The organism is Serratia sp. H1w (assembly GCF_000633355.1).
In the GTDB taxonomy this organism is placed as follows: domain Bacteria; phylum Pseudomonadota; class Gammaproteobacteria; order Enterobacterales; family Enterobacteriaceae; genus Chania.
In genome coordinates this window covers 1-9,639 of sequence record NZ_AYMQ01000022.1, presented here as the reverse complement: position 1 = coordinate 9,639, position 9,639 = coordinate 1, and the positions used below count along the sequence as shown (strand labels likewise).

Genomic DNA, 9,639 nt, shown 5'->3' with positions numbered 1-9,639 from the left:
ACTATTCCGCGCAGCTATTTAGTCACCGAAAAACCGTCTACACTTTGAGAGATGTTTGAACGTTATTATTTTCTCGTATCCGAGTTAAGGTCTCGGGTAGACGAATTTCATAGGGATTAACATGAAGAATAAACAAACGCGTGTTGAAATACCTGGAGTCGAAGAAATAAAGAACATTTTAATCAGTAAGTTGAGGTGCGATTTATGCTTGGAAATTAAGGACGCCATGCCTGCTGATATCTTTAATGCGTTGGCCCTGGTCCTACGAGATTACCAACTGGATAGTTACTTCAAAACCAAACATTGCCAACATGAGGCAAAGCCTAAGCGGCTCTATTATTTGTCGATGGAGTTTTTACTTGGCCAGTCGTTATGTAATAACTTGATGAATCTAGGATTACTGCCTTGCGCTAAACAAGCCGTAAGTGAGTTAGGTTTTGATTTTGATACTATTAGCGCCCAAGAACCTGATGCTGCGTTGGGGAATGGCGGATTAGGTCGACTGGCCGCATGCTTCATCGACTCAATGGCCACGCTGGATATAGCTGCTTCAGGCCACGGTATCAAATATGAGTATGGGTTGTTTAAACAGTCCATTCAAAATGGTAAGCAGGTTGAGCAGCCAGATGACTGGCACAGTGCCCATTCCCCCTGGCTGATCGACCATCCCTCGCAACTGATGTTGATCCCTATCGGGGGTCACATAGAGGAGAGCGAGGATATCGATGGCAACTACAATCCTATGTGGATGGATTGGAAGGTCATTGTTGGTGTACCACATGACTATTTCATCACCGGTTATGGCGGTAATACGGTAAATAAACTGCGTCTATACAGCGCCAGTGCCTCAGATTCATTTGACGTTCATATATTTAACCGTGGTGATTATCTGCGTGCGGTTAGCCAGAAAATAGCCTCGGAAAATATCTCTAAAATACTTTACCCGGCTGATGAAATTCAGTCCGGTAAGGAATTACGTCTGACGCAAGAGTATTTTCTGGTTGCCTGTACCTTACGGGATATCCTGCAAGAATATGCTCAACGCTCGGACGATATCAGTGCATTGCCCGATGCGGTAGCCATCCAGTTGAATGATACCCATCCGGCTTTGGCCATCGTTGAGATGATGCGCACGCTGGTAGATGAATATCGTCTGGACTGGCAGCTGGCTTGGAGTATCACACAAAAGACTTGCGCGTTTACCAACCATACGCTGATGCCTGAAGCGTTAGAAACCTGGCCTGTAGCCCTGTTTGAGAAGTTGTTGCCGCGTCACCTGCAGATTATTTATGAAATCAACCATCGGTTCCTTGCTGAAGTCGCTCAGAAGTGGCCAGAAAAACCAGAATTACTGGCGTCACTATCACTGTTTGAAGAGGGGGCAGAGAAAAAAATCCGTATGGCTAACTTGGCCATCGTTGGCAGCCATAAGGTGAATGGTGTGGCTAAATTGCACTCCGAACTGATTAAACAGCAGTTGGTTCCCCATTTTTATTTGATCACCCCGGAAAAATTCACTAACCAGACAAATGGCGTAACGCCAAGACGCTGGATCCAGCAAGCTAACCCGAAGCTGGCGGAATTTTTGTCCCGCCAGTTGGGGCCTGGTTGGGTGACCGATCTTGATAAATTACAGCAACTGAAAAAACTGGCCAAGGACAGTGGGATCCTGGAGGAAATTCAAGGCATCAAACATCATAACAAGCAGGCGCTTTGTAGGCTTATCGCTACACAGCAAGGAATAAAAGTCGATCCGGCAGCCCTGTTTGATAGTCAGGTGAAACGCATCCATGAGTACAAAAGGCAGTTGTTGAATATTCTGCACGTCATACACCTGTATTTGGCGATTGTTGAGACTGGCAAGTCTCTGGCACAACCAAAGGTCCATGTGTTCTCTGGTAAAGCCGCGCCAGGCTATGCCATGGCTAAACTGATTATCCAACTGATTAATGAGGTGGCGAGAACGGTTAATAACGACCCACGTGCTAAAGGGCAACTCAACGTGCTGTTCCTGGAGGATTATAAGGTCTCGTTAGCTGAGCATATCATTCCTGCAACCGACCTCTCAGAGCAGATATCAACTGCCGGCACCGAGGCTTCGGGCACCAGTAACATGAAGTTTGCCATGAACGGGGCCTTGACCATCGGTACTCTGGATGGTGCCAATATTGAAATTCGTGATGCAGTGGGGGCCGAGAATTTTTATCTGTTTGGTGCGGATGCGGTCGAAATCAACACACTTCGACAGGCGGGGTCCCATCATCAGATTTACCACAGTAATCCGACAATCAGAGAAGCCGTCGATGCTTTGGTCTCAGGTCGCTTTAATCTGGATAAGTCGCTGTTTCAACCGATTTATCGTCTGCTGACGGAAGGCGATCACTATTGCCATTTGCTGGACTTTGAAAGTTATCGTCTTGCCCAACATCAGGCGTTGCATGATTTTTCCCAACCGCAGTTGTGGCATCAACGGGCGCTGTTGAATATTGCTGGTATGGGGGAGTTTTCAAGCGATCGAACTATCAAGGGCTATGCCAATGAAATCTGGGGGATCCCTTGCTAATGTGGCACCCCTGGTGGATCTTTGCCAGGGGCTCTGTAACCTGAGTTGAACATGGCCTGTCGAGACAAAAGGATCATGACATATGGAACCGCTTACCCATGGTCACCCGATGGAGGCGCTTCAGGTGACTGTGCTGATTGTAGATGATTCAAAAAGTTATCGTCATTTGATGGCGGTGGCCTTGGCTAAATGGGGATTTGATGTCTGTGAGGCCGAAGATGGCCAACAGGCGCTGCAAAAGTTGACCCAACAGTCGATCCATATCGTTATCAGCGACTGGGAAATGCCGGTTATGGACGGAGTTGCTCTGTGCCAGACTATCCGCAGCAGCGATTTTGGCCATTACATTTATGTTATTTTAGTGACGGCCCGGCAGTCTCTTGAGGATCTATTGACGGGGATGGCGGCAGGGGCCGATGACTTTTTATCCAAACCTGTTAATCAAAGCCAACTTCGTGCCAGGTTACACGCGGCAGAACGCGTGTTGTCGCTCGAAAGCACGTTAGCAGCACGTAATGAAAAACTGACTTATGCTTACCAACAAATAGAATCCGACCTACAGGTGGCGGCCAAGTTGCAGCACAGTTTCTTGCCTGCTCATAATTTGTTGTTGGCCGGGTTTGAATTTGACTGGATGTTTTTACCCTCGGCCTATGTATCTGGGGATTTATTAAACTATTTCCCCTTGGGGGAGCACCACATCGCTTTCTTTAGCGTTGACGTTGCCGGGCATGGCGTGAGTGCAGCCATGCTTTCTCTGGCTGTTTCACGTGAGTTTATGGTAGGTCGAATCAATAGCAATCTGTTACTGGAGCATACGGCTGATGGAGAGAGGCTTCCTGTGGCGCCTCATCGGGTGGTAGGGGAGCTGAACCAGCGTTTTTGCCTGGATAATGAGCAGGTTACCAGCTATTACACGCTGATTTATGGCGTCATTGATATTGGTAACGGCAAAGGCACTCTTTGCCAAGCTGGGCATCCAACACCATTTATCATACGCGCAGATGGCGAATTATCGTCCGTTGGTTGCGGAGGGATGCCGGTAGGGCTGTTCGAGGAGGCAGAATATCAGGACAGCGACTTCAGCCTCGGGATCGGAGATCGGCTCTATCTTTACAGCGACGGGATCGTTGAATGTGAAGGCCCCCGTCAGGAACTCTACGGTGAACAGCGATTACAGGAATTGCTGGGGCAGAGCCGACGTTTGGCTAAACATCAGGTATTTGCCAAAGTAGAAAATGTGCTGAACGCCTGGCGCTGTAATGAAGATGAATCTGCGCAAAAACCGCATGTAATAGCGCCTCAGCCCTTTGCGGATGATATTTCGCTGATGGCTGTAGAGCGTATCGGCGTAGCAACTTTTACCACATTATGAAAAGGAGTCGTTATGAACTTTGAGATCCAGTCTGAGAGTGGTGTTGAGATTATTGCTCCTCTGGTCCGTCGTCTTGATGCGTCGGTGGTCGTGATTTTCAAGCAGGAAATATTGTCTTTTATCCAACAGGGTAAAAACAGCATTCTGCTGGATTTCAGCCATGTCGAGTTTATCGACAGTAGTTGCCTTGGTGCGCTGGTTTCTATACTCAAGACTTTAAGTGGCCGTGGGGATTTGGCGCTTTGCGCCTTGAACAACAATATCCAGAATATGTTCAAGCTCACGCGTATGGATCGGATTTTCACAATCGGTAGCGACCGTAGTGAGGCATTGCAGATCATGACTCGCTGAGTCTGGCCAGCCACCGAGAGGATGTCATATGGCAAGTGCCAATACTATGCTGTGTTTACCGGCATCATTGGACAGTCTCGAGAAACTGAGTAACGAGCTGTATGATTTTGTTAAACCGTTTTCGCTGGATCCTGCTCTGGTTTATCAGCTTGATTTGGCCTCGAGTGAAGCTTTTACCAATATTGTCAGGCATGCGGTGAATTATGATGATACACAGAATGTCATTATTACCATGCACCATGATGGTCATCGCCTGACATTAACGCTCTCGGATCCTGGTTTGGCGATCCCGGATGATATTCTGCGTCAATGGCTGCAGCCGCCAGATCTTACTCCCGACCCTCTTAATCAAGCCAGTTGGCCCGAGGGTGGGATGGGGCTGATATTGATCCAGTCGGTGATGGACAGGGTGCTGTATGAAACAGTCAATGGCTGCAATCAATTAACGTTGATCAAGGATCTTGCGTAGCAAACATCTGCATCTGCAAGAGCGCCGCATGCAGTACCCACGAAGTTGCATACGGCGGATCGGGTATAGCTATTTAGTCGGCAGTGGTCTCTATTGCTGCGGTGAGGGCGGTCTGAAGTCGCTGGCACAATTCATCCACGTCGCGATATTGAGCCGTAATCTCAGCCAGATCACCTATTACCGCGGCCTGTTCTATATTGCCCAGTCTGCTTTCTAACAACTGACAAGCAAAGTGGAGGCACTCTCCTTTTAGCTGGTGAGCGCTACGCCGAATGGCTTCGAAATCTTGTTTCTCTATGGCGTCATGCAGCGTGCTTGCCAAGGAGGGGAGTTCTTCTAAAAAGATTGTCACCAGTTCATTAAATAACGCTTTGTCATCACCTAACTGCCCCAGCGATCGTGTGTAGTCAAAGATCGCTTCCTCTGGGCTGGCCTGAGTCATGCCAAGCGCTTGCTGGATCTCGTTGGCAAGATTGTCCAACAGAATGGGTTTACTGATATAGCCGTCGAATCCCTGAGCCAGACATCTCTCACGATCGCCTTTCATGGCATGTGCGGTCATGGCAATAATGGGCAAATGCTGATCTGGTTGCTGTTGTTCACCCGCGCGAAAGTGTTGTACCGCTTCTATCCCATCCATTTCGGGCATTTGCAGGTCCATTAAAACCAGATCGTAACGGTCTTGCTGCAACTTTTGTAATGCCAGTTTACCATTGCCCACTACGTCGCAGGTATGACCTAACTTGCGGATAAAATTGATCGCCAATTGTTGATTGATCAGATTATCTTCCGCTACCAAAATGTGTCTTCCATTGCTCGTAACCCGAGCCGCTGTCGCAGTCTCTGGCTCAGAATCGACCACTGCTTGTGGAATAAAGGTGGTGATGATGGTCTCGAGTAACTCGTTGGTATCGATAGGCTTGGTTAAAAAACTTGAAACGCCGACTTTTCTCAGAACGCCAGTATCTATCCGGTTGCCCATAGAACTGAGCATAATCAATTTACTTTGACGTAACTCTGGCGTTGACATGATCTCCAGAGCAAGCGCCATACCGTCCATCTCCGGCATTTGCGAATCCAGCAGAATGAGCGGAAAACGCTGGCCTGCTCCCATTAACGCCAATGCTGCCTGACCCGAGTTGGCCATCTGAGGCTTAAGCCCGGCATTTCGCAGCATATCAAACAATAGTCGTAGGTTGGTTTCGTTATCGTCCACCACCAAGACGCTCATCCCTGCCAAATTGGCAGGCAACGTGATTACCGTACGGATAGGTGAGGGGCTAACAGGCAAAGAGAAATAAAAGTTGCTACCGTGGCCTGGTTGACTGGAAACCTGCAATTTGCCGCCCATCATGGCCACCAGGCGTGCTGAGATGGTCAATCCTAAACCGGTGCCGCCGTATTTGCGGGTGGTTGAACTATCCGCCTGGCTGAAGGATTCAAAAATAACGCTCTGCTTATCTTCGGCAATACCGATCCCTGTGTCGATAATACTGAACGTCAGACTATTAGGCGCAGAGAGTGAAGGCGCAATCTGTAACACGACTTCACCAGTATGTGTAAACTTAAGGGCATTGCCAATCAGATTGGTCACGATTTGCCGTAAACGCAGGGCATCGCTGTGCAGAATGGTTGGCACATCAGGATGAATGTCTACCAGTAACTCAATTCCTTTTTCGGAAAACTTAGGCATCAAGGGGCGGGTAATTTCATGTATTAGCTGGCGCAGGGAAAAATCTTCAAATTCCAGGCTAATTTTTCCTGCTTCTATTTTTGAAAAGTCGAGAATATCGTCGATGATCTTTAGCAATGCTCGGGCTGACGAGTACACCATATTGATGTAATCGCGTTGTTCTTTATTTAGATTGGTTTCCAGGCACAGTTGGGACATGCCCAGAATACCATTCATCGGCGTGCGAATTTCATGGCTCATATTGGCCAGAAACTCACTCTTGGCCTGATTAGCTGCGTGGGCTAATGCAACGGCCTGCTGGGATGAGGCTTCCGCTTCCTTCCTCTCTGTGATGTCTTGCAGTGTACCAATAACTCTCTGTACTTCCCCTTTAATGCCGACGCTAATGATTTGCCCTTGGATCAGTACCCAGTGTTCGTCGCCATCACTGTGTCTGACGCGCACTTCACAGGCAAAAACGGGTAATACCGCATTATTGGCTTGATGGAGGCAGCGCAGGATCAGCGGTAAGTCATCGGGATGAATGACCTGCTGCCAAAGCGATGAGGAGAATTCATCACTCTCCCGGTTAACTCCTAACAGTAATAACAAGGCGTCGTTAACCTGCCACAGATCTTGGGTACATTCCCAATCCCAGATGCCGATACGTGAGTTTTCCGCCGCCAAAATAAAATGACTATTTGGCACCGTACCACGGTTAGCGTTCATTTTTCTCGCCTTGAACGACGTCATGATGCAACTCTGCCTGCCGTCGCATGAACTCTAATCCCGGAGCCATAAAAATCGCCCATGCAGTGAGGACTTCTTCATCGCATAACGGATCGAGATCCCGTACCGTTTGCAACACTGCTCGCCGCCAGTAGGCAAAAACAGACGCGGGCAGATTTAACCCCTGGGAGCTCTGTTCCCGCGCTACGTGTTCCAGATAGTCAGCAACAATGTGGGTTGTAGCAACCGAGAGCATATAGAAAAAGGATTTGTAGATGATTTTTTGCTGCGCTTGCTGGTGTTCGGGCGTGGGCTGAATGTTCAGTACTTGCGTGCTTTCAACGAACAACCGGTAGAAATGAGAGAAAAACAGGTCACCCTGATCTTTGGCGGTGATCCGATCGTAACTGTTATTGAACAACGCTTCATAGTTGGTACTCACGGTATGCTCTCTTCCAATACTTACCTAATGTCTGGTATAGCCCTGATTTTCCCGATACGATAGGGCATTATCGCTACGACCTTAGCCTTAAATAGTCTAGTTAATACCAAGTGAAGCGCAAGGAAGGATAGAATGCACAACTACAGTTGGCATTCTGAAGATAGCTGAGTCACGAGCATATTAGTTTAGAGTCGAAAGATCTGAGTCAGAAGAATTACCGAACTCAGATCCTGTTTTCCGCTTATTAATGTAAACTTTCCAACATTATAGGTTTAGCCCATATCATGGGGGCTCTCATCACCACGGCAGTTTTACTGCCCGAAGCGGTAGCTAACTCCAGCCATCACCGAGCTGATATCGCTGCTGACGCCAATCTGATTCTGGTTACCGACATTGCTTACCCATTGGTATTCCAGGCGACCTGACCAATTATCATTAAAGGCGTATTCGGTACCTACCGCCAGCACTGGGCGCACGCCGGTATCAAAGTTATTCTGGCCCCTCACGTCAGATTCCGCGCGGTAGCCCATCACACCGGCGCGACCATACAGATCCCAGTCATTGGTCAGGCCGTAGCTGGCTTTCAGTGAAAGCTGCAGCCCCTGGCTTTTCATTTGCGAATCGGATGTGCCGAGATGGCCCTTCATCTGCATATTGCCTAGATAATCATAGCCACCTTCGACGGCCAACCATGGGTTAATCTGATAGCCAGCATAAATGCCGCCGCCAACATTATTACGCTCATAATCAACGGGTTGATTTGAGTCAGAATCACCGTAATGCGACCAGCCAAATTTTGACCCCGGGTACCAGGAACCCACCTCTGCGGCGGCAAATGCAGTGGAAGCGGTTAATGCGTTGGCAATGATTAATGTAATCAGTATCTTCTTCATAACAGTCCTATTGTCGACCCATTGTCGAATAATTGAAACATAGCGATTTGGTGGGTCTACAATAGGTGATAGAAACGTCGTTGATAATCGTTTTATTATTTAATTTTGGACAAAAAATGAGTGTTAAAAACGCTCCGGCAAATGATTTATTTCGATAAGGTAACCGCCACGTTTAAAGGCAATGTAATTACCGGATTTTAACGCCGATAATACATTTAATATACTGCTGCGTGAGAGCAGAGTACGATCCTGAATATATTCTAGAATAGTCACCCGCATCCGCGTCTCTTCTGGCAGTAGGCCCATCTCCTGTAGATGATTGCGTATCACCGAATAGTTGCTCTGTTGCACCAGTAGCGCATCGCGATAGAAAAGATAAGCCATATGGTACGATAATAACGCGGTGACATCCTCCCAAATCGTATGTTGACGAAAAATATCCATCGCTGTTCTTGCGTTCACGCTCAGGATGGTTGATGCCGTTTCCGCACGCAACTGGTGCCCACGTACCGGTTGGATCATTTCGGCAATGCCGAACAGATGTGGTTCGTAGAAGGTAACAATGAGCAGGCCATCAGACGCCCGAAGGATGGATAGCTCACCTTCGAGAAACAGGTACAGTTGTGGTTCGTTTTTATGAGTCCACGTTATACGTTTACGTGGCACAACATTGATTTTTTCAGCAATGGGGGTAAGCAGCGCTAGCAAACGCTGAATACTTTGCTCAGGACGAATAGGCGGTACAATTTGCATAGCAACCCCCAGATTGTTAGCAGTCAACCCGATTATAGTGTGCGATAGGATGTTCGTAAAAATTTACAGCTCACTATTCAAGTGAACTCAAGCGTGCACAAGGGCCTAGTTCCAGTGTGAATTTTTTGCCTTGATCGGGCTTTCATTGCGAAGGAGGAGGGGGGGAGATATTCAGAAAGCAAGAAACGGCCTTGTGGGCGCATGCGATCTGACATTTGTATTTATGGATTACTTACGGCCCGTAAACGGGCTACCTGGATACGGGATCGACTCTAGCTAGCGTGCCTTGTTCCCCTCACCCTAACCCTCTCCCACAGGGAGAGGGGACCGAACGTGCCACAATTTGATTACCGTGCTCGTCCTCGACACTATGTAGTGGTCAACTAATACTG

General features: G+C 48.0%; 8 protein-coding genes. 4 read left to right on the top strand and 4 right to left on the bottom strand.

Annotation, left to right across the window (positions count from 1 at the left end; genetic code table 11):
- Nucleotides 1-121: 121 nt before the first annotated feature.
- The 4 genes from U869_RS0104170 to U869_RS0104155 all read left to right on the top strand — a co-directional run bounded on the left by U869_RS0104170 (nucleotide 122) and on the right by U869_RS0104155 (nucleotide 4,758).
- Nucleotides 122-2,563, top strand: a complete 2,442-nt coding sequence (locus U869_RS0104170) for a glycogen/starch/alpha-glucan phosphorylase (protein WP_051588711.1) — start codon at nucleotides 122-124, stop codon at nucleotides 2,561-2,563.
- An 82-nt stretch (nucleotides 2,564-2,645) separates the two neighbouring features.
- A complete protein-coding gene (locus U869_RS0104165; RefSeq protein WP_232785322.1) occupies nucleotides 2,646-3,938 on the top strand; it encodes a PP2C family protein-serine/threonine phosphatase in 1,293 nt (430 codons plus the stop codon).
- A gap of 12 nt (nucleotides 3,939-3,950) precedes the next feature.
- Complete coding sequence (locus U869_RS0104160; protein WP_025123402.1) at nucleotides 3,951-4,289, top strand: STAS domain-containing protein; 339 nt, start codon at nucleotides 3,951-3,953, stop codon at nucleotides 4,287-4,289.
- Nucleotides 4,290-4,317: 28 nt separating this feature from the next.
- Nucleotides 4,318-4,758, top strand: a complete 441-nt coding sequence (locus U869_RS0104155; protein ID WP_025123403.1) for an ATP-binding protein — start codon at nucleotides 4,318-4,320, stop codon at nucleotides 4,756-4,758.
- Between the two features lie 73 nt (nucleotides 4,759-4,831).
- On the opposite strand, the gene U869_RS0104150 is transcribed toward U869_RS0104155, so the two are convergent.
- The 4 genes from U869_RS0104150 to U869_RS0104135 form a co-directional block, all read right to left on the bottom strand.
- Nucleotides 4,832-7,159: a PAS domain-containing hybrid sensor histidine kinase/response regulator gene (locus tag U869_RS0104150; RefSeq protein ID WP_051588712.1), complete on the bottom strand. Its 2,328-nt coding sequence runs from the start codon at nucleotides 7,157-7,159 to the stop codon at nucleotides 4,832-4,834.
- Complete coding sequence (locus tag U869_RS0104145; RefSeq protein ID WP_029988354.1) at nucleotides 7,149-7,601, bottom strand: hypothetical protein; 453 nt, start codon at nucleotides 7,599-7,601, stop codon at nucleotides 7,149-7,151. The genes U869_RS0104150 and U869_RS0104145 overlap by 11 nt, the downstream gene beginning before the upstream one ends.
- Nucleotides 7,602-7,912: 311 nt before the next feature.
- Nucleotides 7,913-8,494, bottom strand: a complete 582-nt coding sequence (locus U869_RS0104140) for an outer membrane beta-barrel protein (protein WP_025123404.1) — start codon at nucleotides 8,492-8,494, stop codon at nucleotides 7,913-7,915.
- Between the two features lie 123 nt (nucleotides 8,495-8,617).
- The gene (locus U869_RS0104135; RefSeq protein ID WP_025123405.1) at nucleotides 8,618-9,247 is read right to left on the bottom strand and encodes a winged helix-turn-helix transcriptional regulator; all 630 of its coding nucleotides are present in this window, start codon (nucleotides 9,245-9,247) and stop codon (nucleotides 8,618-8,620) included.
- Nucleotides 9,248-9,639: the final 392 nt, after the last annotated feature.

Bases quoted from the DNA above. Each gene is read 5' to 3' on its own strand.
- U869_RS0104170 (WP_051588711.1), top strand. From the start codon at position 122: ATGAAGAATAAACAAACGCGTGTTGAAATACCTGGAGTCGAAGAAATA.
- U869_RS0104165 (WP_232785322.1), top strand. From the start codon at position 2,646: ATGGAACCGCTTACCCATGGTCACCCGATGGAGGCGCTTCAGGTGACT.
- U869_RS0104160 (WP_025123402.1), top strand. From the start codon at position 3,951: ATGAACTTTGAGATCCAGTCTGAGAGTGGTGTTGAGATTATTGCTCCT.
- U869_RS0104155 (WP_025123403.1), top strand. From the start codon at position 4,318: ATGGCAAGTGCCAATACTATGCTGTGTTTACCGGCATCATTGGACAGT.
- U869_RS0104150 (WP_051588712.1), bottom strand. From the start codon at position 7,159: ATGAACGCTAACCGTGGTACGGTGCCAAATAGTCATTTTATTTTGGCG.
- U869_RS0104140 (WP_025123404.1), bottom strand. From the start codon at position 8,494: ATGAAGAAGATACTGATTACATTAATCATTGCCAACGCATTAACCGCT.
- U869_RS0104135 (WP_025123405.1), bottom strand. From the start codon at position 9,247: ATGCAAATTGTACCGCCTATTCGTCCTGAGCAAAGTATTCAGCGTTTG.